At 72.1% G+C, this 22,980-nt stretch carries 19 protein-coding genes and 1 riboswitch; of the genes, 5 read left to right on the top strand and 14 right to left on the bottom strand.

Annotated elements, in window-relative coordinates; all coding sequences use genetic code 11:
* Positions 1-79: 79 nt before the first annotated feature.
* The 7 genes from ABZS58_RS15900 to ABZS58_RS15930 form a co-directional block, all read right to left on the bottom strand.
* Positions 80-1,135 carry a substrate-binding domain-containing protein gene (locus tag ABZS58_RS15900; protein ID WP_354781903.1) on the bottom strand — a complete coding sequence of 352 codons (1,056 nt, stop codon included), beginning with the start codon at positions 1,133-1,135 and terminating at the stop codon, positions 80-82.
* 147 nt (positions 1,136-1,282) lie between these two features.
* Positions 1,283-2,350: an ABC transporter permease gene (locus ABZS58_RS15905; RefSeq protein ID WP_354781905.1), complete on the bottom strand. Its 1,068-nt coding sequence runs from the start codon at positions 2,348-2,350 to the stop codon at positions 1,283-1,285.
* A complete protein-coding gene (locus ABZS58_RS15910; RefSeq protein ID WP_354781907.1) occupies positions 2,347-3,909 on the bottom strand; it encodes a sugar ABC transporter ATP-binding protein in 1,563 nt (520 codons plus the stop codon). The genes ABZS58_RS15905 and ABZS58_RS15910 overlap by 4 nt, the downstream gene beginning before the upstream one ends.
* The gene (locus tag ABZS58_RS15915; protein ID WP_354781909.1) at positions 3,906-5,096 is read right to left on the bottom strand and encodes an ROK family transcriptional regulator; all 1,191 of its coding nucleotides are present in this window, start codon (positions 5,094-5,096) and stop codon (positions 3,906-3,908) included. Before ABZS58_RS15915 ends, ABZS58_RS15910 begins: the two co-directional genes overlap by 4 nt.
* 726 nt (positions 5,097-5,822) lie before the next feature.
* Positions 5,823-6,641 carry an ABC transporter permease gene (locus ABZS58_RS15920; RefSeq protein WP_354781911.1) on the bottom strand — a complete coding sequence of 273 codons (819 nt, stop codon included), beginning with the start codon at positions 6,639-6,641 and terminating at the stop codon, positions 5,823-5,825.
* Complete coding sequence (locus tag ABZS58_RS15925; protein ID WP_354781913.1) at positions 6,641-7,408, bottom strand: ABC transporter permease; 768 nt, start codon at positions 7,406-7,408, stop codon at positions 6,641-6,643. Before ABZS58_RS15925 ends, ABZS58_RS15920 begins: the two co-directional genes overlap by 1 nt.
* The gene (locus ABZS58_RS15930) at positions 7,408-8,340 is read right to left on the bottom strand and encodes an ABC transporter ATP-binding protein (protein WP_354781915.1); all 933 of its coding nucleotides are present in this window, start codon (positions 8,338-8,340) and stop codon (positions 7,408-7,410) included. Before ABZS58_RS15930 ends, ABZS58_RS15925 begins: the two co-directional genes overlap by 1 nt.
* Positions 8,341-8,418: 78 nt before the next feature.
* On the opposite strand from ABZS58_RS15930, the gene mptB reads away from it, so the two are divergent.
* Complete coding sequence (gene mptB / locus ABZS58_RS15935; protein ID WP_354781917.1) at positions 8,419-10,038, top strand: polyprenol phosphomannose-dependent alpha 1,6 mannosyltransferase MptB; 1,620 nt, start codon at positions 8,419-8,421, stop codon at positions 10,036-10,038.
* An 18-nt stretch (positions 10,039-10,056) separates the two neighbouring features.
* Here the strand turns inward: mptB and ABZS58_RS15940 are convergent, their stop codons facing one another.
* On the bottom strand, positions 10,057-10,590 hold the full coding sequence (locus ABZS58_RS15940) for a hypothetical protein (protein WP_354781919.1): 534 nt from the start codon (positions 10,588-10,590) through the stop codon (positions 10,057-10,059).
* An 89-nt stretch (positions 10,591-10,679) separates the two neighbouring features.
* On the bottom strand, positions 10,680-12,527 hold the full coding sequence (gene dnaG, locus ABZS58_RS15945; protein ID WP_354781921.1) for a DNA primase: 1,848 nt from the start codon (positions 12,525-12,527) through the stop codon (positions 10,680-10,682).
* A gap of 132 nt (positions 12,528-12,659) precedes the next feature.
* On the opposite strand from dnaG, the gene ABZS58_RS15950 reads away from it, so the two are divergent.
* Together ABZS58_RS15950 and ABZS58_RS15955 are read left to right on the top strand one after the other, a co-directional pair.
* Positions 12,660-13,646 carry an ElyC/SanA/YdcF family protein gene (locus ABZS58_RS15950; RefSeq protein ID WP_354781923.1) on the top strand — a complete coding sequence of 329 codons (987 nt, stop codon included), beginning with the start codon at positions 12,660-12,662 and terminating at the stop codon, positions 13,644-13,646.
* A gap of 155 nt (positions 13,647-13,801) precedes the next feature.
* Positions 13,802-15,061, top strand: a complete 1,260-nt coding sequence (locus ABZS58_RS15955) for a polyprenyl synthetase family protein (RefSeq protein ID WP_354781924.1) — start codon at positions 13,802-13,804, stop codon at positions 15,059-15,061.
* Positions 15,062-15,121: 60 nt separating this feature from the next.
* Here the strand turns inward: ABZS58_RS15955 and ABZS58_RS15960 are convergent, their stop codons facing one another.
* Positions 15,122-15,868, bottom strand: coding sequence for a hypothetical protein (locus tag ABZS58_RS15960; RefSeq protein WP_354781926.1), 747 nt, complete (start codon positions 15,866-15,868; stop codon positions 15,122-15,124).
* Positions 15,869-15,988: 120 nt separating this feature from the next.
* A riboswitch (cyclic di-AMP (ydaO/yuaA leader) is annotated at positions 15,989-16,132 on the bottom strand.
* A gap of 47 nt (positions 16,133-16,179) precedes the next feature.
* Complete coding sequence (locus ABZS58_RS15965) at positions 16,180-17,700, bottom strand: diguanylate cyclase (RefSeq protein ID WP_354781928.1); 1,521 nt, start codon at positions 17,698-17,700, stop codon at positions 16,180-16,182.
* Positions 17,701-17,863: 163 nt separating this feature from the next.
* On the opposite strand from ABZS58_RS15965, the gene ABZS58_RS15970 reads away from it, so the two are divergent.
* Together ABZS58_RS15970 and ABZS58_RS15975 are read left to right on the top strand one after the other, a co-directional pair.
* Positions 17,864-18,529 (top strand): response regulator transcription factor, encoded by a 666-nt coding sequence (locus ABZS58_RS15970; protein ID WP_354781930.1) that lies wholly within the window; start codon positions 17,864-17,866, stop codon positions 18,527-18,529.
* The gene (locus ABZS58_RS15975; RefSeq protein WP_354781932.1) at positions 18,526-19,659 is read left to right on the top strand and encodes a sensor histidine kinase; all 1,134 of its coding nucleotides are present in this window, start codon (positions 18,526-18,528) and stop codon (positions 19,657-19,659) included. The genes ABZS58_RS15970 and ABZS58_RS15975 overlap by 4 nt, the downstream gene beginning before the upstream one ends.
* Here ABZS58_RS15975 and ABZS58_RS15980 read toward each other — a convergent pair.
* The 3 genes from ABZS58_RS15980 to ABZS58_RS15990 all read right to left on the bottom strand — a co-directional run bounded on the left by ABZS58_RS15980 (position 19,620) and on the right by ABZS58_RS15990 (position 22,933).
* On the bottom strand, positions 19,620-20,297 hold the full coding sequence (locus tag ABZS58_RS15980; protein WP_354781934.1) for a hypothetical protein: 678 nt from the start codon (positions 20,295-20,297) through the stop codon (positions 19,620-19,622). The genes ABZS58_RS15975 and ABZS58_RS15980 overlap by 40 nt on opposite strands.
* A gap of 114 nt (positions 20,298-20,411) precedes the next feature.
* Positions 20,412-21,656 carry an FAD-dependent oxidoreductase gene (locus tag ABZS58_RS15985; protein ID WP_354781936.1) on the bottom strand — a complete coding sequence of 415 codons (1,245 nt, stop codon included), beginning with the start codon at positions 21,654-21,656 and terminating at the stop codon, positions 20,412-20,414.
* Between the two features lie 41 nt (positions 21,657-21,697).
* The gene (locus ABZS58_RS15990) at positions 21,698-22,933 is read right to left on the bottom strand and encodes a deoxyguanosinetriphosphate triphosphohydrolase (RefSeq protein ID WP_354782236.1); all 1,236 of its coding nucleotides are present in this window, start codon (positions 22,931-22,933) and stop codon (positions 21,698-21,700) included.
* Between the last annotated feature and the right edge of the window lie 47 nt (positions 22,934-22,980).

Raw genomic sequence — 22,980 nt, forward strand, 5'->3', positions numbered from 1 at the left:
CGACGCGCAGCTCCCCGCTGCTGCCCTGAGTGGACACTTGGCGGTTCCTTTCTGGTGGTTGGCTCTACCTGACGACCTGCTAGGACTTGAAGCCGAGCGGCAGGTACTTGTCGACGTTGTCCTTCGTGATCGTCTCGGACTGCAGGACGATCAGCTTCGGCACCTGCAGCTCGACCAGGTCGCCCATGCCCTTGCCCTGGGCGGCGAGCCGGGCCAGGATGATCGCCGAGGACGCCATCGACGGCGGGTAGGTGACCGTGGCGGTCAGCACCGTGTCACCGGCCTTGATGTGGTCCATCGCGTCGCGGGAGCCCGCGCCGCCGACCATGAAGAACTCCTTGCGGCCCGACTGCTGGATCGCGGCGAGCACGCCGACGCCCTGGTCGTCGTCGTGGTTCCACACGGCGTCGAGCTTCGGGGCGGCCTGCAGCAGGTTCGCCGCGGCCTTCTGGCCCGACTCCACCGTGAAGCCGGCGGCGACGCGGTGCTTGACGGTCAGGCCGTAGGTCTTCAGCGCGTCGGCGAAGCCCTTCGACCGGTCCTTGGTCAGCTGGAGCTCGTCGATGCCGGGGATCTCGCCGATGACCGCGTCGGTCTTGCCCTTGAGCTTCTCGCCGATGAACTTGCCGGCGGCGATGCCCATGCCGTAGTTGTCGCCCTTGATCAGCGAGAACGAGGCGGCCGAGTCCGAGAACTCGCGGTCGAGGTTGATGACGATGATGCCGGCCGCGGTGGCCTTCTTGCCGATCTCCGTCAGCTGCGCGCCGTCCTGCGGCAGCAGCACGATCGCGTCGGGCTTCGAGCCGATCAGGGTGTCCAGCGCGGCGATCTGCGCGGGAGCGTCCTTACCGGCGTCGACGACCTTCAGGGTCACGTCGGAGAACTTGGCCGCCTGCGCCTTGGCGTTGGCGGTGATGGCACCGATCCAGCCGTGGTCGGCGGCCGGGGCGGAGAAGCCGATGGTGACGGCCTTGCCCGGCGCCTCGGTGGCGGCGGTGTTCTCTTTGGTGTTGGTGCCGGCGTTGGAGTCCTTGGTGTCGTTGGACGTGCAACCGGCGAGCAGTGCGCCGGCGCCGACCGCGGCCCCACCGAGGAGAAGCTTGCGGCGGGACATGTCAGCCGAGGATGCGCTCATCACGACCTCCTGGTCGTCTGTGGGATGGGGGTGTGTACTTTTGCGGAGCATTTTGGGCGTGTTGATCAGCACTGCCGTCGCGGCTGGACGGCGGTGATGGTGTTCAGCGGTGATCTGCCCTATCGGGTTGGGCCTTGGTGCCTATCTTCAGGCGGGTCGTTTCTTGAAGCGCGTCCGGAAGAACGAGCCGACCCGGAACTGCTGGATCAGGACGGCCGCGACGATGATGCCGCCGTTGATGATCCGCTGGACGTCCAGCTGCAGGTTGTTGACGATGAACAGGTTCGTGATCTGCGTGAAGATCAGCACGCCGAGCAGCGAGCCGACGATGGTGCCGCGGCCGCCGGTGAGGGCGGTGCCGCCGATGATCGCCGCGGCGATCGCGTTGAGCTCGTACAGGTCGCCGTGCGTGTTGCTGCCGGACGTCGTCTGCGACACGATCATCAGCGCGGCGATACCGCAGCAGACGCCGGACAGCACGTACAGCAGCATCGTCTGCATCCGGACGTTGATGCCGGCCAGGCGGGCGGCCTCGGCGTTGCCACCGATCGCGACGGTGCGCCGGCCGAAGGTGGTGCGGTTGAGCAGGACCCAGCCGAGCGCGGTCACGGCCAGGAAGATGATGACCATGTACGGCACGCCGAACAACCGGTCGCCGGCGAGGCTCTTGATGAACGGGTCCGAGGTGATCTGGGTGCGCGACCCGGAGATGTTCTGGGCCAGGCCGCGGGCCGACAGCATCATGGCGAGCGTGGCGATGAACGGCACCAGCTTGCCGTAGGCGATCAGGCCGCCGTTGACGAGGCCGGCGGCCGCACCGACCGCGAGTGCGGTGAAGACCATCGCGGCCGGCCCCATGTCCTGGGTCGCCACGGTCGTACACCAGACGCTGGCCAATGCGAGCAGCGCTCCGACCGACAGGTCGATGCCGCCGCTGATCATCACGAAGGTCATGCCGACCACGATCACGCCGATGCTGGACGCCTGGGTCAGCACCGTCAGCTCGTTGGACCAGAGCCGGTCGATGTCGAGGAAGATGTCGGGACGGGTGACCGCGCCGATGATCAGCAGCAGCGCCAGCACGCCGATGAGGGCGAGGTTGCGCTTGGCGGAGTCGGCGCCGTCCCGCTGCCACCAGCCCTGCCCGGCGGCCGGGCCCGGCGTGCCTTTGCTCAGCTCCACCGGGTCGGCGGACGGTGTGGTCGCGGTGCTCATGCTGCGGTCCCTTCAGGGGCGGTGCTCGCCAGGTCGGCCCCGTCGAGCAGGGAACCGGCCATCACCAGGTCGAGCACAGTGTCTTCGTCGAGTTCGTCGGCGAGGGCCTCGCGCACGAGCCGGCCCTCACGCATGACGAGCACGCGGTCGGACAGGCCCAGCACCTCGGGCACCTCGCTGGACACGAGCAGCACGCCGACACCCTCGTCGGCGAGTCTGCGGATCACCTGGTACAGCTCGGCGCGGGCACCCACGTCGACGCCACGGGTGGGCTCGTCGAGCAGGAGCAGGCGGGTGCCGCCCAGCAGCCAGCGGCCGACGACGACCTTCTGCTGGTTGCCGCCGGACAGGGTGCGCACCGGGCGCCGGACGTCGTTCGGGCGCAGGTCGAGGCCTTGGGTGATCTTCTCGGCCTCGGCGCGCTCGCGTCCCGAGTCGGTGAAGCCGACCCGCGCGAAGCGGGTGAAGCCGGCCAGGGTGACGTTGCGGTAGATCGGCTCGCCGAGCAGGAGCGCCTGACTCTTGCGCTCCTCCGGCGCCATGCCGATGCCGGCCTTCACCGCGGCGTTGACGCTGCCGCGGCGCAGGGTCTTGCCGTCGATCGACACCGTGCCGGCGGTCGCGCGGCGGGCGCCGAAGATGGTCTCCAGGACCTCGGACCTTCCGGAGCCGACGAGGCCCGTGATCCCGACGATCTCCCCGGCGTGGACCTTCAGCGATATGTCGCTGAAGCGTCCTTCCAGGCTGAGCCCGTCGACGTCGAGGAGGAGCGGCGCTGATTTATCCGTCTTTTCCGTTTTATCCGGAAAAACGTATTCGATGGTGCGGCCGGTCATCCGGCTCACCAGCTCGCGGGTCGGCGTGCTCTTCGCGTCGAGGTTGGCCGCGGTCGTGCGGCCGTCCTTGAGCACCGTCACGCGGTCGCCGATCTCGCGGATCTCCTCCATGCGGTGGGAGATGTAGATGACCGCGATGCCCTGCGCCGTCAGCGCGCGGACCATGCGGAACAGGTTCTGCACCTCGTCATGGGCGAGCACGGCGCTCGGCTCGTCCATGATGAGCAGCCGGGCCTCGCGGGACAGCGCCCGGCCCATGCTCACGATCTGCTTCGCGGCGGCCGGCAGCTTGCCGACCTCCCGGCCGGCGGGGATCTCCGCGTGGCCGAGTCGCCCGAGGATCTCCGCCGCGCCCCGGCGCATGGTGCGCCGGGCGACGAACCCGCCGCTGTGCGGCTCGTGCCCGAGGTAGATGTTCTCGGCGACGCTGAGGTCGTTGACGAGGTCGAGCTCCTGGTAGATGGTGGCGATGCCGGCCTTCATGGCCGTCTGCGGGCTGTTGAACGTGGCCGGTTGACCCAGCCACATGATCTCGCCCGAGTCCGGGGTGTGCGCGCCGGAGAGCACCTTGATCAGCGTGGACTTGCCCGCGCCGTTCTGCCCGAGGAGGCAGTGCACCTCTCCGGCCCGCACCTCCAGCTGCACACCGTCGAGCGCTCGTACACCGGGGAAGGTCTTCACTACGTCAGTAAGTCTCAGGACGATGTCGTCCGTAATTGTCATGATGGCCGTCCATATGCGAGTTCGCTGGCCAGCACCGCGGCGCCAACAACGCCGGCGCGGGGGCCGAGCTCGGACAGGACGACCGGCAGATTGCCGGTCGCGAGGGGAAGCGAACGCCGGTAGACGACGCTGCGGATCTCCGCCAGCAGGATGTGACCGAGGCCGGCGAGACCGCCGCCGATCACGATCATCGACGGGTTGATGAAGCTGACCAGACCGGCCAGCACCCCACCCACCCGGCGCCCACCGTCACGGATCAGTCGGATGCACGTGACGTCACCTTCGGCCGCGCCGTCGGCGACGTCCTTGGCGGTCACGATGCCGTTGGCGTTCAAACGGTCCGCGAGTGCCGGCGAGGCACCGCTGCGGGCCGCCGCCGTCGCGTCACGCGCGAGAGCGCCACCGCCGAACAGGGCCTCCAGGCAGCCGACATTGCCGCACGAGCACACCGGCCCGTGACTGTCGACCTGGATGTGCCCGATGTCGCCGGCGCACCCGTCGGTGCCCCGGTAGACCTCGCCGTTGAGGTAGATACCGCACCCGATGCCGGTCCCCACCTTGAGGAAGAGCAGGTTGTCCACCGAGTGCGCGACGCCGCCGTAGCGCTCGCCGATGCTCATGATGTTCACGTCGTTGTCGACGACGACCGGGCAGTTGAACTCGCGCCCGAGCACCTCCCGGACCGGGAACCTGTCCCAGCCCGGCATGATCGGCGGCGAGACCGGGACACCGTCCCGGAAACTGACCGGGCCCGGCACCCCGATGCCGATGGCGTGCAACCGCTCGAACGAGCCCTCCGCACGGAACTTGTGCAGAATCTCGTTGACCCGCTGCAGTATCACCTTCGGTCCCGACCTGATGTCGGCGGGCTCACCGTACGCCGTGACCGGCTCCAGTCTCCCGTCGGTGATCTCCACGTCGATCGAGCTCGCCCCCAGGTCGACCGCGGCGAACCGCAGATCGGGGTTGAGCTCCACGAGCGTCGACCTGCGCCCGCCCCGGCTGGCCGCCGGGCCGGCCTCACGGATCAGCCCGGTCGCGACGAGCGCGTCCAGGTCCGCGAGCAGCCGCGGCCGCGGCACCTCCAGGCGATCCGCCAGCTCCGCACGCGACAACGCACCGGTGTCCCGCAACAAGCGGAGCAGGCGCGACTGAACCGGACCATCTACCGCACTGACCGTGTTCACAAAGGCACCTCCTCATCTGGTCGCAGGCAGGCGTCCGCGACACGCGGCTACACCACCACACCTCGCTTGAGGTGCTGGTTGCCGGGTCGTGTGCCGTGCGTTACACCCGTGTTGCGTCGAGACTTTAGGCCCTGCGAAGCGCCGCGTCTAGCTCTTCTATCTCCCGTTACCAAACTTTTGCTTAATCCAACGGAAGTTGGCCCACTTCCGAACGTTTCCCGGTTTCCGCTGCTCACACCACCTGCAGCGTTCCGCCAAAGCCCTCGTAACACCCACAAACCGGACCGTCCTGACGCTCCCCGCCCTCGCCGCCGGGCCCCACCCGGGCAGTCACCGTCCGTTCACACCTGTCAACCGTCAGGAACTTTCGCTCGCCCCCGCCCCACCGCCGCCGCAGGGCTCCCCCGGCCCGCGAATCCATCCGAACGTGGCACCTGTTCCGCCGGCACCGACCTCTTCCCCATGATCCGGAAGACTTTGTGTCGCCAGAGAGCCTGTTGCGAAATGGCCGTCTCACGTTCCGTGCTGAGAAAAACACGGCTGTGCGAGCCGGTCGCGGCCGATCGGTAGCCGTCGAGGGTCGCGACGACCGTCGACGAGACGGTTTCCGCCAAAACGCAACAGGCTCCAGAGCAGCACAAACTCTTCCGGATCATCAAGAACCCGCGTGGCCGCTGGGAGACGCGGACGCCGGGCGTGCCCGGCGGGGGCGGGAGGAGGCGCCGGCTACTTCAGCAGCAGGGTGCCCATGCGGCGGCTTGCCATCGTCAGGCCGGCTGCCGCCAGCGCGACCAGATACGCCACGTGCCACAGCAGTGTCCAGTCCGGCGAGCCGGTCGTGATCGCCCGGAGGAGCGCGACGCCGTGATACAGCGGGGTCACCTCGATCAGGACCCGCAGCGGCACGGGGAAGTCCGACGGCGGGGAGAACGTGCCGCTGAACAGGAACAGCCCGAACTGGGTGACATTGATGTAGTCGAAGTCCTGCCACGATCGCAGCAGCGTCGACAGCCCCATCCCGAGCGCGCCGAACGCGAACCCCACCAGCAGCGTCACCGGCAGCGCGACCAGGGCCCAGCCCCACGTGGTGAGGTCGAGTGCCGCCATGACCACGAGGAACACGGCGGAATACACACCGCCGCGGCACATCGCCCAGACGAGTTCGCCGACGGAGACCTGCATCGGCGTGATCGGGGTGGCGAGCGTCGCATCATAGATGCGCATGAACTTGAGCTTGCCGTAGAAATTCATGGTGGTCTCGGCGAGCGCCCCGTTCATAGCGGAGGCGGCCAGCATCGCCGGCGCGACGAACTGCGCATAGGTCACGAGCCGCCCGTCGGGCAGCGCGATGTCCCCGACGAGCCGCCCGACGCCGACGCCGATCGACAGCAGATACAGCAGCGGCTCGACGAACCCGGACAGCAGCACCCACCAGTAGGCGGCGTGCCTGGCCGCGGCGAGATTACGCGCGGTGACGGACAGCGCCCCGGCGGCGCGGTGGTCGAGGCGGGACATCGCCCGCGGGAAGATCAGTGTGGTGACCATCAGTCGCCCAGCTTCCTGGTGAACGAGCGCAGCGCCAGCACATAGCCGGCCACGCACCACACGGCGAGCACGGCCACGTGCGCGGGCACGCCCCAGGCGGTCGTGGTGCCGAGGGTCGCGGCCCGGGACAGCTCGACGCCGTGCCACAGCGGCGACACGTACGCCAATGGGCGGGCCACCGCCGGCAGGCTCTCCACCGGGAAGAACACGCCGGCGAAGAGCGTCATGGGCACCACCGCGACCCGGAACAGCACCGCGAACGCCCCGTCCGACTCGACCCGCGCCGCGAACGCGAAGCACGGCCCCGCGCACGCCGCGCCGAGCAGGACGCAGACCAGCGGCGTGGCCAGCGCCCACCACGAGTGCAGCGCGCCGAACAGCAGCAGGACCACCAGGAAGCCGATGCCCGACAGCGCGACGCGCAGCGTGACGAACGCCAGGTGCCCCCGCAGCACGTCACCCACGGTGAGCGGCGACGCCCTCATCGCGTGATAGACCCGGGTCCACTGGAACCCGCCGAACACCGGCCAGGTCGAGTCGGCGACCGCGACCTGCAACGCGGTCGAGGCCAGCAGCCCGGGCCCGAGATAGTCCAGATAGGGCACACCGATCGCGGTGGACCGCTCGTCGATGTAGTGCCCGACGGTGATCCCCATGGCGACCAGGAACATCGCCGGCAGCGCGAACGAGCTGAACACGCTCGCCCGCCACGTGCGCTTGTAGGACACCAGGTGGTATTCGAGCGCCAGTGCCGTCGGATGCGCCATCAGTCGACCAGCGTCCGGCCGGTGAGCTGCAGGAACACGTCTTCGAGCGAGCCGCGCCGCACCAGCACGCTCGACGGTGTCAGCCCGCGGGCGTGCACCTGCGCGGCGGCGTCGTCACCGTCGCCGGTGTAGACGAGGATGCGGTCGGGCAGCACCTCGGTGCGCTCGCCGATGCCGTCGAGCTTGCCGGCGAACCCGTCCAGCGGGTCGTTGCCGAACCGCACCTCCAGGACCTCCCGCGTGGAGTGCCGGTCGATGAGCTCGCGCGGCGAACCCTCCGCGACGATCCGGCCGGCGTCCATGACGACCAGGCGGTCGCACAGCTGCTCCGCCTCGTCCATGTAGTGCGTGGTGAGCACGAGCGTCACGCCACGTTGCTTGAGCCGGAACAGCCGCTCCCACACCAGGTGCCGGGCCTGCGGGTCCAGGCCGGTGGTCGGCTCGTCGAGCAGCACGATCTCCGGCTCGTTGACCAGGGCCCTGGCGATCGTCAGCCGGCGCTTCATCCCGCCGGACAGCGGCTCCACCTTGTCACCGGCCCGGTCCGCGAGCTGCACGAAGTCGAGCAGCTCCATGGCACGCGCCCGCGCGACCTTGCGCGGGATGTTGAAATAGCGCGCGTAGACGGTCAGATTCTCCAGCACGGTCAGCTCGAGGTCGAGCGAGTCCTGCTGGGGGCAGACCCCGAGCCGTGCCCGGATCCTCGACCCGTCCCGCGCCGTGTCCATGCCCAGGATCCGCAGCGAGCCGCCGGTCGGGCGCGACACACAACCGATCATCCGCATCGTCGAGGACTTGCCCGCACCATTGGGCCCGAGGAACCCGAACGCCTCCCCGGCCCGCACCCGCACGTCGATCCCGTCGACCGCCGTGAAGTCACCGAACCGCTTGACCAGCCCCGTCGCCGCGATCAACGCCTCGTCTTCAGCCACGACGCGACACTAACCCGGGGGTCTGACAAAAATCGGGCCGATTTGCGGCCGGCGAAGGGCGGTTGGCACGATGTGCTGGTGAGCGTCAACCCGCGCTGGCTCGGGCTGGCCGCCACCGTCCTCCTCGCCGCCAGCGGTTTCCTGGCCGGCAAGCCCGTGCCGCACGACGGCGCGTGGGTGCTCGGCGTCGTCGTCTGGTTCGTCGCGCTCGCGATGCTGATCCGCGCGTGGTGGACGCTGCGCGACGAGACCGACCAGCGAAGCGTCCTGGTCACCGCCGTGCTCTGGAGCGTCCCGCTGCTGCTCGCGCCACCCCTGGGCAGCCACGACGTCTATGCGTACGCCTGCCAGGGCCAGCTCTTCAACGCAGGACTCGACCTCTACCAGGTCGGCCCAGCGGCGCTGCCCTGCACGTGGCTGTCCGACGTGCCTGAGCTGTGGCGGGAGACCCCCACTCCGTACGGTCCACTGTGGATCGCGATCGAGGGCGCCGCGGCCTGGCTCTCCCACGGCAGCCTCCCCGCCGTCGTCCTGCTGCTGCGCCTCGCCGCCGTGCTCGGCCTGGTCCTGTGTGTCGCCGCCGTGCACCGCCTCTCCCGCGGCAACGCGCTGCTGGCCGCCAGCCCCCTCGTCCTCGTCCACGTCGTGTCCGGCGCCCACAACGACGTCGTCCTCGCCGGCCTGGTCCTCGCCGGTTTCGTCGCCGCCCGCCGTCCGGGCGCCGCGCCCGCGGCAGCGGGCGGGCTCGCCTTCGGCCTCGCCGTCGCCGTCAAGGTCACCGCGCTGGCCGCCGTCCCTTTCGCACTCTTGTTGGTCTTTTCCGCCGGTACGACCAGAGCCCGCTGGACCGGCACCGCCGCCTTCGTCACGGCGATCGGTGCCGCCTACGCGCTCCTGGCCCTGCTCACCGGTCACGGCCTCGGCTTCCTCAACGCCCTCGGCTCCACCAGCACGATGGTCCAATGGCTGTCGATCCCGACCGGCGTGGGCATGGCCGCCGGTTACGTACTGCGCATAGCCGGGCACCCCGAGTGGTTCGCGACGGCGGTGGCGGTCGCGCGGGCCGCGGGACTGCTGGCGCTGGCGACGGTCCTGCTGGTGCTGTGGTGGCGGACCGCGACGACCCTCGTCGCCCTGCACCGCGCCGGCCGGCGGGCCGGCGACGGCCGGTCGGACACCGGCGCGGCACCGACCGGCCCGACGGCCCGCCCCGGTCAGGACCCTGCCGCGACCGCGACGGACCGGCACGGGCACGACGTGACGGTCACGGCGACGGGCGGGCGCGGGCAGGACGTGACGGTCACGGCGACGGGCGGGCAGGCGGTGGCGGCAACCGCGCCGGGCATGCGCGGGCAGGACGTGGTGCTCACCGCGGCAGGGTGCGGCATGCTCGCCGCGGCGGTGCTCGGCCCGGTGTTCTACGCCTGGTACGCGATCGCCGGCATCGCCCTGCTGGCCGGCACGACGCTCACCGGCCGGCTGCGCACCGTGGTCCTGGTCGCGGCTGCGGGTCTGCCGTTGCTCACGCTGCCCGACAGCCTCGGCCTGGCCACGAAGACGAAGGTGCCCGGCGCGTTCCTCGACGTCGCCCTCGTCACGGCCGCCGTCGTCCACCTGCTCCGCCGCCGCCGGCGGCCCGCGGCTCCGGCGGCATCGGCCCCCGCCGCCGTCAGCGAACCCACCACCGACCGCCCCTGACCGTCTGAGCCCGGCGGATCAGGCGGGGGTGCCGATCGACTCACGGGCCTGCCCGACCAGCGCCGCGGTCTGCTCGGCGACGCCGGGGGCGGTGGGGTCGGCGCCTTCGTCGTACCGGACGGTCCAGCGCAGACCGTCCACACCGCTGACGCGCCGGGCGACGACCCGGACACCGAAGCCCGCGGCGAGCGGGTGGTGCGAGGTGTGCGCGATCGACTTGCTGACGCGGGTGCGCACCTGATCCGGCACCCTGTCCGGGTCGAGCAGGGTGATGACCAGCGGCGGCAGGTCCTCCATGACGACGTACCCACCGGGACCGTCGACCGGCAGCTCCCGAGCGGCGGTCAGCGTCAGCTGCCGGCCCGACCACGTCGCCTTGTGGATCTCGTGCCAGCCGAGCCGCTCCCCGGCGCCGGGCAGCCACAACCCGAGGTTGGTGACCACCACGACGGTGTCGCCGGTCGCGCCCGCCCAGGACAGCACCCGCTCGTCGGCGGCGAGGGCGGGCCGCTGACCGGCCGGCAGGCGGCGCTTCTTCAGGAAGCCGAACACGACGCTCTCCTTCTGTCGAACAGCCGCACCACCGCGGCCGGACCACCCACCACCACCGAACCACACCCCGCCACCCGGCCGCGGAACGCTCACCAGCGGCTGGCGCCACGGTCGCGGAGGGCTCTGGCGTGCTGCTCCAAGGACACCAGCTCGCTGAACAGGCGCAGATACTCATCGGCGTTGGTGACCGGGTTGATGCGCTGCTGCTTGGACTTGAGGTCGGCGATGCGGCGGTTGAGGGCGGGCAGCTGCAGCCGGACGACCGTGGCCTCGACGTAGCGCGGGTCGGGCTCGCCGTCGAGGCGCAGGGGCTCGACGGCCAGCTCGCTGACCAGGGCGGCCGCCGCCGGGTCCGTGCAGGCCTCGCGGACCCGCTCGATCCAGACGGCCCCGCCGGTCGCGGAGGAGGCGCCGCCGGCCTCGGCGATCGCGGCACGCAGGAGGGTGTAGGTGGGGTGGGCGTAGATGTCGGCGCCGATGACGTCGAACATCGGGCCGGCCAGGGCGGGCTGCTGCAGGGCGAGCTTGAGGGCCTCGCGCTCGACGAGGGCCTCGGCACTGTCGGGGGCCAGGCCCTTGCGGGCCGGGGTGGCGGGCGCCTCGACGAGGCCCTTGGCGGCGGCGCCGACGGAGCGCTGGACGGTCTCGAGCTCCATGCCGAGGTCGCCGGCGAGCTTGCGGGCGTACTCGGGGCGCAGCGTCCGGTCCTTGATCTTCGCGACCAGGGGCGCGGTGGCCTTGAGGGCGCCGACGCGGCCCTCGGCGGTGTCGAGGTCGAAGCGCTGGATGACGGAGCGCAGCGCGAAGTCGAGCAGTGGCTGCCGGTCGGCGACGAGGTCGCGGACCGCGACGGGGCCCTTCGCCATGCGCAGCTCGCACGGGTCCATGCCGTTGGGACCGACGGCGATGAAGGTCTGCGCCACGAAGCGCTGGTCGTCCTCGAAGGCGCGCAGCGCCGCCTTCTGCCCGGCGGCGTCGCCGTCGAAGGTGAAGATGATCTCGCCGCCGTAGCCGTCGGCGTCGAGCAGGAGGCGGCGCAGGACCGCGATGTGGTCGGCGCCGAAGGCGGTACCGCAGGTCGCGACGGCCACGGGCACGTCGGACAGGTGGCAGGCCATCACGTCGGTGTACCCCTCGACGATGACCACCTTGCTCTGCTTGGCGATCTCGCGTTTGGCCTGGTCCACCCCATACAACACGTGCGACTTCTTGTAGAGAGGGCTCTCGGGCGTGTTGAGGTATTTCGGGCCGTCGTCGTCGTCGAAGAGCTTGCGCGCCCCGAATCCGATCACGTCGCCGGAGATGTCCTTGATCGGCCAGAGCAGCCGGCGGCGGAACCGGTCGATGAGGCTGCCGGAGCGCGCCTCCTTGGACAGCCCGGCGGTGATCAGCTCCTGGGCCGTGTAGCCCTTGAGGCGCAGGTGCTTGCTCAGTGGATCCCAGCCCTCGGGGGCGAAGCCGCAGCCATAGCGCTCGGCCTCCTCACGGCCGAAGCCGCGCTGGGCGAGGAACTCGCGGGCGAGCCGGGCGCCGGGCGAGCCGAGCTGCTCGGCATAGAAGCGGGCCGCCTCGGCGTGGGCGGCGATGAGCCGCTGCTTCTGCCCCGTCTGGCGGACCGGCGCGCTGCCCGCCTCCACATACTGCAGCTGCAGGCCGGCGCGGCCGGCGAGGCGCTCCACCGACTCGACGAACGTCAGGTGGTCGTGGTCCATCAGGAACTTGATGGCGTCGCCGCCGGCGCCGCAGCCGTGACAGAAATACACGTTGCGTGCGGGCGACACGTTGAACGAGGCGGTCTTCTCGTCGTGGAACGGGCAGAGCCCCTTGAGGTTGCCGCCCCCCGCCGACTTCAGCGTCACATGATCGGAGATCACATCCGCGATCGCGGTGCGCTCACGAACCAGGGCGATGTCCTCGTCCTTGATCTTGCCGGCCACCCGACGCCACCTCCCCAACCCGAGGGATACATCCTGCCTCGCGCGTACGACAATCTACGACTCCACACGTCGAACACCACACGGGCACCACACAGGCACCACAGCCACACAACCCCGTGCGATGCTGCCGCCATGCCGAAACTGCGTGACGAGCGGGTGGCCTGGCTGGCCGTGCAGGACCGGCTGCGCCGCCGCAGCCGCCGCCTGGGGCCCTTGGGCTGGCTGGTGACGATCGCCACGCTGGGCGCATGGGTGCTGCTGCGGTCCCGGGGCGGGGCCGCGGCGCGGATGGCGGCGTATTCGGAAGCGGTCGACCACGTCACCGGGTATCTCGGCGAGGACGACCGCGAGAAGCTGCGCGCCGACCGGACGGTGCCGCCGTGGTTCGTGTTCGAGGTCGAGCGGGCCAGGCGCGCGGCCCGCTGGCGCGAGCGGCTGCCGGCGAAGCGGGAGACCCGGCTGGAGCGCGGGCGGCGGATCCTGCTCAGGGTCGTCCTCACCGGCAGCGTCGTCGCCGCCCTCGTGCTGGCGCCGACCGTGTGGGTGCGAGCCGCGTCCCTCGGCCGCATCGGCCCCGTCGCGGAGGCGCCGGCCGCCGGGGTCGCGATCGTCTTCGGCGCCCAGGTCGCGCCCGGCGGGCAGGAGCCGATGCCGTTCCTCAAGGGCCGGCTCGACATCGCCGCGAAGCTTCTCACCACCGGCAAGGTCCGGGCCCTGCTCATCTCCGGCGACGCCCAGGGCGGCTCCGGCGACGAGGTCCGCGTCATGCGCGACTACCTCGCGGCGCAGGGCGTCGACCCGGCCAGGATGGTCGTCGACCCGCACGGACTGGACACCTATGACACGTGCCGCCGCGCCCACGACGTGTACGGCGTGACCAAGGCCCTCCTCGTCAGCCAGGAGCTGCACCTGCACCGCGCGGTGACGCTCTGCCGGCGGCTCGGGGTCGACGCGTACGGGGTGCCCGCCCTGTGTGAGGGATGCCAGCGGGTGACGATCCTGTACAACACGGTCAGGGACGTCGCGGCCGGGCCGAAAGCGGCGTGGGAGGCGCTGCGGCACCGCCAGGCGGCTGTCGTGTCGGCACCGGATCCCTCCCTGCGGGAGGCGATGCGCTGACCCGCCCACCATCGTGGTTTTGGGCGTGTCCGGCGGGCACCGGCGGCATACTTGATCGGTCCACGGCGCCGGCACAGATCGGCGCACGTCCATGTCAGGAACCGAACAGGTGGTGCGTTACCGGTGCTTGTCCCCCGCCCGGCGGTGTCCGGCTGATGGTCACCGTGCTGCGCTCCGTCGACGACGTCCTCGCCTGGGCGGGCCTGCTGGTCGAGCCGCCGCTGCGCACCGCCGTCGGGCGGCTCCCGGCACCCTCGCGTGAGGTGGCCGAGCTGCAGCTGGGCGCCATCGACGAGGGGCCGGCGGTCGCTCGTACCCGAGCGGCGCTGACCCTCGTGAGCGCCGGCGCCGTCGGCGGTGATCCCCACGACGCGGTGGCGAGCGCGGTGGCGGTGGAGCTGGTGCACCAGTGGTCGGTGCTGCAGCGGGACCTGTTCGACGGCGACCTGACCCGCCGGCACCGGCCGACCGCCTGGAGCGTCGTCGGCCCGCACCCCGCCACGCTGGGTGGGGAGGCGATGCTGGCCCTCGCGTTCGACGTGGCCGCGACGGGCGACCCCACGCGACGGGTCCCGCGCCCGCTGCGCCAGGCCACCCGAGCCACACCGTTCCCCGTTTCCGCCGATGCTGATGTACCGGCAACGCCGTCCCCCGCACGAACCGGGGCGGACCGGACACCGGCCGAAGTGCCACGCGCGGAACGGCCCACGGGCGACACCGACGGCGGACCCGGCGGTGCCGCGTCCGGCGACAGGGCCACCGACCCGTGCGCCGACGCCGGCGCGCGGCAGCCGGCGCCCGTCGACCGCGCGGGCGTGCGTGTCCTCGGCGACACCGTCCAGCAGCTCCTGCACGGCCGGCACACCGAGCTCGGCACGACCCTCGACACCGCCACCACCCGCCGCAGGTCCGGCAGCGACCTGCTCCGGGAGTGCATCGCCGCGGTCGAGCAGCGCAGCGGCGCCCTCCTCGGCTGCGCGTGCGCGCTCGGCGCGATCGCCGGCGGCGGCGACCGCGCCAGGGTGGAGCAGCTGCGGCTGTTCGGCGTGCGGCTGGGCCTGGCCGTGCAGTTCACCGAGGACCTGCAGGGCATCTGGGGCGACCCCGCCGTGACGGGCCGTCCGGCGTTCCCGGACCTGCGCCGCCGCCGGCGCTCACTGCCGGTCGCCGCGGCCCTCGCCGCGGGCGCCGACGAGCTCGACGACCTGCTGCGCCGCGAGAGCCGTCTCAGCGACGCCGACCTCGAACGCGCCGCGAAGGTCATCGAGCGGGCCGGCGCCCGCACGTGGTGCGTCCGGCAGGCCGAGGATCTTCTGGCGCAGGCGCTGCTCGTCCTCGACCTGGCGATCCCGGAGCCGGCCGCGGTCGCCGAACTCGTCGCCCTGGCCCGCTGGGCGACCCGCCACCCCGCCTGAACCCTGCCGTGACCGCACCGCACCGCACCGAGCCGGCCCGGTACGGTGCGGTCACGGGCATCAGGTGAGGGCGCCGACGATCTGCGCCGCGCGGGTCGCGTGCTTCTGGTAGGCAGCCGGGAACGCCGAGCGCTGCACCGCCTGCGCGGCCGCGGTCACGCTCATCCGCTGCCACCCCTGCACGCGGGACAGCGCGTCGTAGAAGAGCATCGCGGAGTGTGCCGGACTCATCAGCTCGGCCACGGTGCCCCAGCCCTGGCTGGCCCGCTGCTGGAACAGCCCGACCGAGTCGTGGTCGGACGAGACGCCCTCGTGCGGCAGCCGCAGGCTGGACGGGACGGCGGAGCTGGCGACGTTGTAGAGGTCGCTCTCCTGCATCGCGGTCGCGATCGCCACCACGAGGGCCTGGTCGGGCATGCCCTGCGCCCGGCCCTGCTTGACGATGATCGCGGCGTTGTCCATCTGCCGCTGATCGAGGCCCGCGACCGGCCGGACGACGGGCGGTGCGGGCGGCACCGGCGGCACGACCGGCACCGCCGCGGCGAGCGGGCCTCCGGCCGGCGCGGACCCGGACGCAGACGCAGACGGCGACGGCGACGCGGACCCGGAAGCCGGCGGCGAGGACGTGGCGACGACGCCCGGCTCGGCGTACGCGGGGCCGGTGAACGGCGGCGACTCGGCCGGCACGCCGGCCAGGATCGAGGCGGACAGCACAGCGACCGAGAAGGCGCCGGTCTTCGCGACGAACCGGGCGTTGAACGCCGGCCGGCGATGTCGCGGATTGAACTCGCGTGGCAATGACTTCACTACTGATATTTCCTCTTCGTGGCAGGCAGCATCGGCACGCCGCCAAGAGGACGGCGCGCTGGAAGGGGGGAATCAGCGGTGCGGCGTTACGTGGTCATGCGGGCGGCAAGCATCGACGCAGACTCCTTCCGTGGCCGCCTACCGGGTTAGCTGACGGGTTCGGGCGGGAAGCTTCGCCCTACCGTGGCCCAGCCACGGATACACCCCAGAGGACTACATGGGTCCCCGGCTCGCGAACGTCTCGCGACTCGACGGCGCCCGCCCGGCAGCACCCGATGGGGTGCAGGTCGACCGGAGCAGACCACCCGACCCTACTGGGCCGCTTCTGGCCGGGCCAACCGCAGCAACGGCAATCCACCCGGCGCACCCGAACGATCACCGAACGCTGTCACCCGGCCGGTCACCTCTCCGGCGTGACGGCCGCCCTTGACCAGGTACATCGCCCGGTCGGCGGCACGCAGCGCGGCGCCCGCGTCCTCGACCGTGTCATCGATCACGGCCACGCCGACGCTGACCCGGACCCGCATGATGTGCCCCTGGTGCGTGACGGGTGCGGCGACGGAGCGCTCCAGGCGGTCGACGAGCGCGCCGAGGTCGGCGACGGCGACGTTGCCGGTGAGCACCACGAACTCGTCGCCGCCGAGCCGGGCGACGGTGTCGGTGGGTCGAACCAGCGACACCAGCCGCTGCGCGACGGCGACGAGGACCGCGTCGCCCGCGTCGTGGCCGAGGGTGTCGTTGACGACCTTGAAGTCGTCGAGGTCGCAGAAGAGCAGCGCGCTGATCACCTGCTCGGTGCGGGCCCGCCGGACCGCGGCCGCGAGGGGTCCGGCGAAGGCGTCGCGGTTGGCGAGGCCGGTCAGCGGGTCGCGGGACGCCCGCCGCACGAGGTCGGCCTCGGTCGCCTTGCGGCCGGTGATGTCCTGCACCTGCGTGATCGCGAACGCCGGCGACCCGCCGACGACCGACATCGTCGCGGAGATCCAGATCGTCTCGCCGTCGCCGCGCACGCAGCGGACCTCGTGGTCGCGGATGGATCCGGAGCGGCCGGCGAAGACCGCCCTGCTGCGGTCGAGATCGTCGGGGTGGATGAGGTCGCCGAAGCGCATCGAGACGAGCACGTCCTCGTCGCGGCCGAGCAGCTCGCACAGGGCGGGGTTGACCCGGATCAGCCGGGTCAGGTCGGCACCCTCCAGGCCGATCATGCACATGCCGGTGCCGGCGCCGTTGAACGCGAGCCGGAACGCGGCCTCGCTGGCCTCCAGGTGCTGACGCTCCCGGCGCAGCGCCTCGACGAGGTTGGCGTTGTTGATCGCGATGCCGGCCTGCGCGGCGAGCATCTCCAGCAGCTCCCGCTGGAACGCGCCGGGCCGCTTGCCGTCCGCGGGCAGGTCGACGCTGAGCACCCCGACCATCGACCCGTCGGGCGCGCACAGCGGCGCGAACAGGGCGTCGAGGGGATGCCAGCGCTCCTCGTCCGGGATGTCCTCCGCGCCGCCGGCCAGGGACGGGACCCAGGACTGGATGCCGTCGTTGTGCCGCTCGTGCGGCAGGAAGCGCAGCTGCCCCCACTCGTCGGCGTCGGCGAGGTGCGCGTCGAACTCGGCCGCCGGGTACCGCGCGCCGAGCAGCTCGGCCCTCGCCTCCTCGGGCCCGGCGATGGCGACCGCCTCGTACACACCCTCGGGATGCAGGTAGTTGACCACGGCGGCACCGAACCCGACGCCCTCGACGACGGCCTCCGCGATGCGGTGCAGCGTCTCGACGACCGTGTCGCCGGTGTTGATCCGGCCCGTGATCGTGTAGACGGAACGGATCGCGGCCATCGCCATGTCCCGATCATGATCCACGGCTCGCCTACCCCGCTCCGGCCGACCCTGCACCCTCACATCGACGCATCACCTCGAATCCTAAGCAAAACCGCGTGATCCGTGCAGGGTCCATCGCGGCCGAGGCGCACGCCGGGCCGGTGCCTGCGCTGGCTATCCTGCACACATGCCGGAGCAGGTCAGACTCGTGATCGCCGACGACCAGGCGATGATCCGGGCGGGCCTGCGGCTGGTGGTGGAAACGGCCGCCGAGACGACGATCACCGTGGTCGGCGAGGCGGCGGACGGCGCCGAGGCGGTCGCGGTGGCGCGGCGGCTGCGGCCGGACGTGCTCGTCATGGACATCGCCATGCCGCGGCTGGACGGGCTGTCCGCGGCCCGGCAGCTGCTCGCGGACCCGCGACCGCCGAAGATCGTGCTGTTGACCATGTTCGACACCGACGAGCACCTGCACGCGGCGCTGCGGCTCGGGGTCAGCGGGTTCCTGCTCAAGGTGTCGCCGCCGGAGCAGCTCGTCGACGCGGTCAGGGTCGCGGCGGCCGGTGACGCGCTCATCGACCCGGCGGTGACCACGCGGGTCATCGCGTCGTTCGCCGCCCGGCCCGAGCCGGACCCGGCGCCGGAGCTCGACGCGCTGACGGGCCGGGAGCGCGAGGTGCTGGAGCTGCTGGTGCGCGGGCTGTCCAACGCGGAGATCGGCGAGCGGCTGCTGGTGGGCGAGGCGACCGTGCGGACCCACGTCGGCCGGATCTTCCAGAAGCTGCATCTGCGCGACCGGGTCCAGGCCGTCGTCTACGGCTACGAGGCGGGCATCGTCCGGCCGGGCGGGTGAGCGTGCCCGCCTGGCGGCCGTCGTGGCTCGATGCCCTGCTGGCGCTCGCCGTCGCTGGTGCCGGGGTCGTCGAGGCGTACGGGCGCGCCGGCGCCGGACCGGGCCAGGTGCACCGGCCGGGGCTCGTCGCCGCGGGTGCGCTCGCCGCCGGGGTGCTGCTGTTGCTGCGCCGCCGCTCCCCCGTCGGCACGCTCGCCGCGCTGACCGTGCTGTCGGCCCTGTTCCGGGTCGCGGTCATGGACGACGACTATCCGCTCGCGGCGTGGCAGTTCTACTCGAACCTGATCCTGGTGCACACGGTCGGCAGCGAGCCGGCGGGGCCGCGCGGGCGGGCCGCCGGCGTCGTCACCGTGCTCGCCGCATACGCCCTGCTGCAGACCCTGCCGGGGCAGGACGTCGCCGAGAGCCTCATCGGCGCCATGTTCATGGGTGTCGCGTACGGCAGCGGCATCCTGCTGCACCGGCAGACGCTGCGCACGGTCCGGATGGCGCAGCGGGCGGCGGTCGCGGCCGGCGAGGAGCGCACCCGCATCGCCCGTGAGCTGCACGACGTCATCTCCCACAACGTCAGCCTGATGACGTTGCAGACCGGTGGGGTACGGATGCTGCTGTCCGCCGACCCGGCCCGTGACAAGGAGCGTGACCTGCTGCGGGGCGTCGAACGCGCCGGCCGGGACACGGTGGAGGAGCTGCGGATGCTGCTCGGCGTCCTGCGCAACGGGCAGGCACCGGCCGGCCTCGACCGCCTCGACGAGCTGGCCGGGCCGCTGCGCGCCGCCGGGCTCGACGTCCGGGTGGCCACGACCGGCACGCCGCTGCCGCTGCCGCCGGCGCTCGGGCTGTCGGCGTACCGGATCGTCCAGGAGGCGCTGACCAACGCGCTCAAGCACGCCGGAGCGGCGACCGTCGACGTGACCGTCGGCTACACCGGGGCCGCGGTCACGGTCGAGATCAGCGACGACGGCCGGTCCACAGAGGCGCCCACAGAGGCCACCGGGGAGGCACCGGCGGGGCACGGGCTCGCCGGCATGCGGGAGCGCGCCGCGCTGCACGGCGGCACCCTGCACGCCGGTGCCCGGCCCGGCGGCGGCTACACGGTCGCCGCGACATTCCCGCTGGCCGGCGACTGAGCCGGAGCCGGGTCGGCGGCCCACTCGGCGTCGCTCATCCGCAGCATCCGCAGCCCGATCACGCCCGCACCGGCGACGTACAGCAGGCTCCCCACGATCATGCCGATCGGGTACACCGGCCCGGCCAGCATGCCGATCACCATCGCCGGCGGCGCCCACCACGGCACCCGCTTGTCGTACGCGAGTGTCAGGCCGAGCAGCAGCACCCCGAGCAGCCCGAGGAACCCCGGCACCTGGAACCCCCAGAGCGCACCACCGGCGGCGAACGCGGCGTCGGCGAGGCGGTCGCCCTCCGCGGTGCCGAGGTCCGCCTCGAGCCGGGCGTAGAAGAAGTCGCCGAGCATCAGCGCGGAGAAGTTGACCACGCCGAGGAGGGCGACGACCCCGGCGACGTGGCCGAAGAGCACCGCCCGCCGGCGCACGAGGTGGATCATGCCGATGATCCCGGGCACGAGCAGCACCCAGCTCCAGTGCAGCAGCGCGGCGCTCACCGACACCTGCCCGGGGTGCCGGCCGTAGGCCCCGTCGGCCTGGTCACCGGCGCGCAGGGCGGGGTCGACGACCAGCCCCGCGATGTAGAACAGCGGCGCGGCGACGAGGCAGACCCCGGCCGACAGACGTCGAAGGTTGTGTGGCATGGCGACCTCTCGGCTCGAACATGATGTGTCGAGCCGGAACCGTAGGCCGGGACGCCGCCGCCCGTCGTCAGCCGCGACGCTGACGGGGGTCAGCGTCGCGGCCTACCGGCGGCGTCAGGAGAGCAGCTCGCCCAGCGGGACCTTGGGGTCCTCCAGGCGGTCGAGGTCGACGGCGGTGCCGGCCCAGCCGGCGCGGACCAGGGCCTGGATGTCGTCGGTGACGTCCCAGACGTTGACGTTCATGCCGGCCAGGACCCGGCCGTCCCGCACCCAGAACGCGACGAACCCGTCCGCGACCGAGGTCCCGCCGCGGAAGACGACACGGTCGTACCCGCCGGGGGCGACGAAGCCCGAATACTCCATGCCGAGGTCGAACTGGTCGGAGAAGAAGTAGGGCACGCGGTCGTACACGGCGTCGCCGAGCAGGGACTTCGCGGCGACCTTGCCGCCGTTGAGGGCGTTGGCCCAGTGCTCGACGCGGACCCGGCGGCGCAGGCCGGGGTGGTCCAGGTTGACGACGTCGCCGGCGGCGTAGATGTCGGGGTCGGAGGTGCGCAGAGCGGCGTCGACGAGGATGCCGTTGTCGACCTCGAGGCCGGCGTCGACGGCGAGCTCGGTGTTGGGCTGGATGCCGACGCCGACGACGGCGATGTCCGCGGGCAGGTGCGAGCCGTCGGTGAGGGTCACGCCGGTGAGGACGCCGTCGGTGCCCTCGAACGAGGCGACGCCGGCACCGAACCGGAACTCGACACCGTTGGCGCGGTGCAGGCCGGCGAAGATCGTGGCGACCTCGTCGCCGAGGACCCGCTGCAGCGGCAGGTCCGCCTGCTCGACCACGGTGACGGTGGTGCCGTGCTTGCGGGCCGCGGCCGCGGTCTCCAGGCCGATCCAGCCGGCGCCGACGACGACCACGTGCGCGGCGGCGCGCAGGTGCGCCAGCAGCGCGTCGGACTCGTCGACGGTGCGCAGGTAGCGCACGCCGGTGAGGTCGGTGCCGGGCACGTCGAGGGTGCGGACCCGCGAGCCCGTGGTGAGCAGCAGCTTGTCGTAGCGCAGCTCGTCGACGCCGTCGAGGGTGACGGTGTGCGCGGCCGGGTCGACCCGGGTGACGCGGGTGGCCAGGCGCAGGTCCACGTCGTTGTCGGTGTACCACGCCTCGGGGTGGACGAACGCCTTCTCGCGGGCGTCCTCCTTGCCCTGCAGGTAGCCCTTCGACAGCGGGGGGCGCTCGTAGGGGCGCTCCGTCTCCTCGCCGATCAGCACGATCCGGCCGGTGAAGCCCTCGGCGCGCAACGTCTCCGCCGCCTTCGCCCCGGCGAGGCTCGCGCCCACGATCACAAATGTCCGCTCGTCAGCCATACGTCCCAGCCTTCCCTACCGCCGCGCGATCCGCCACGGGGTCAGGGACACAGCCGCTGGTGCCAGGCCGTCGCGGACAGGTCGGTCAGGCTGGCCACCTGGTCGATGACGACCCGGAGCCGGGCCGCGTCGTCGGGCGCGGCGCGCCACATCGGGGCGAACACCGCGTCGAGGTCGTCCGGGGCGCGGTCGGCGAGGGCGGCCACGAGCTCGGTGAGGACGGTGATCTCCTGCGCGTAGCGCTGTTTCGAGCCGGGGCGGCGCATCACGTACCGCAGTGCGATGCCCTTCAGCAGCGCGCACTGGGCCCGCACGGCCGGCGGCACGACCAGGCCGGCCCCGTAGCGGCGGACCGGCGCGTCGCCGTGGGCGGCCCTGGTCGCGGACACGGCGGCCGCGGCGAACCGGCCGGTGAGCACGCTGGTCGTCCGCTTCAGGGCGACCTGCGCCGCGTGACTGCCGTCGTAGTGGTCCAGCGGCACGAGGACCGGGTCGGCGAGCAGGTCCAGCAGCACGGTCTGCAGGTCCGCGGCCGTCTCGGAGGAGTACGCGGCGGCGACGTCCTCGCACAGCGCGGCGCGTTCGCCGTCGTCGGCGCGCAGGGTGGCCAGGTGGACGTAGCCGCCGTGGATGCCGTCCTCGACGTCGTGCACCGAGTAGGCGACGTCGTCGGCCCAGTCCATGACCTGCGCCTCGAGGCACCGGTCCGCGTCGGTACGACCGTGTCGCAGCCAGGCGAAGACGGCCTCGTCGTCGGCGTACACGCCGAACTTGCGGTAGCCGTCGCGGCGCGGCCAGGGGTATTTGGACACGGCGTCGAGCGAGGCCCGGGTGAGGTTGAGCCCGGCGGAGGCGCCGTCCGGGGCGAGGACCTTGGCCTCCAGCCGGGTGAGGACCCGCAGGGTCTGCGCGTTGCCCTCGAACCCGCCGCACGGCCCGGCGACGGCGTCGAGCGCGTCCTCACCGTTGTGCCCGAACGGTGGGTGGCCGAGGTCGTGGGCGAGCCCGGCGGTGTCCACGACGTCGGGGTCGCAGCCGAGGCGGGCGCCCATCTCCCGGGCGATCTGCGCGACCTCCAGGGAGTGGGTGAGGCGGGTGCGCAGGAACGCGTCGGCGCCCGCCGTGTGCACCTGGGTCTTGGCGGCGAGCCGGCGGAACCCCGCGGAGTGCAGCACCCGGGCCCGGTCCCGTTGGAACGGTGTGCGGCCGTTGTCCGCGGAGGTCGTGGTGCGGTCCTTCTGCGGCTCGTGCACGAAGCGTTCCGCGTCCGGGTCCACGTGCCGGGCAGGGGTTTCCCCGGCGTGCTGATCTGGGGGCGCGGCGT

Source organism: Dactylosporangium sp. NPDC005555, from assembly GCF_040605635.1.
Classification (GTDB): Bacteria; Actinomycetota; Actinomycetes; order Mycobacteriales; family Micromonosporaceae; genus Dactylosporangium.

Excerpts from the sequence above, each read along its gene's own strand:
- ABZS58_RS15980 (WP_354781934.1), bottom strand. The coding sequence starts at position 20,297 with ATGCCACACAACCTTCGACGTCTGTCGGCCGGGGTCTGCCTCGTCGCC.
- ABZS58_RS15985 (WP_354781936.1), bottom strand. The coding sequence starts at position 21,656 with ATGGCTGACGAGCGGACATTTGTGATCGTGGGCGCGAGCCTCGCCGGG.
- ABZS58_RS15950 (WP_354781923.1), top strand. The coding sequence starts at position 12,660 with ATGCCGAAACTGCGTGACGAGCGGGTGGCCTGGCTGGCCGTGCAGGAC.
- ABZS58_RS15900 (WP_354781903.1), bottom strand. The coding sequence starts at position 1,135 with ATGAGCGCATCCTCGGCTGACATGTCCCGCCGCAAGCTTCTCCTCGGT.
- ABZS58_RS15965 (WP_354781928.1), bottom strand. The coding sequence starts at position 17,700 with ATGGCGATGGCCGCGATCCGTTCCGTCTACACGATCACGGGCCGGATC.
- ABZS58_RS15910 (WP_354781907.1), bottom strand. The coding sequence starts at position 3,909 with ATGACAATTACGGACGACATCGTCCTGAGACTTACTGACGTAGTGAAG.
- ABZS58_RS15925 (WP_354781913.1), bottom strand. The coding sequence starts at position 7,408 with ATGGCGCATCCGACGGCACTGGCGCTCGAATACCACCTGGTGTCCTAC.
- ABZS58_RS15970 (WP_354781930.1), top strand. The coding sequence starts at position 17,864 with ATGCCGGAGCAGGTCAGACTCGTGATCGCCGACGACCAGGCGATGATC.
- ABZS58_RS15955 (WP_354781924.1), top strand. The coding sequence starts at position 13,802 with ATGGTCACCGTGCTGCGCTCCGTCGACGACGTCCTCGCCTGGGCGGGC.
- ABZS58_RS15905 (WP_354781905.1), bottom strand. The coding sequence starts at position 2,350 with ATGAGCACCGCGACCACACCGTCCGCCGACCCGGTGGAGCTGAGCAAA.
- ABZS58_RS15920 (WP_354781911.1), bottom strand. The coding sequence starts at position 6,641 with ATGGTCACCACACTGATCTTCCCGCGGGCGATGTCCCGCCTCGACCAC.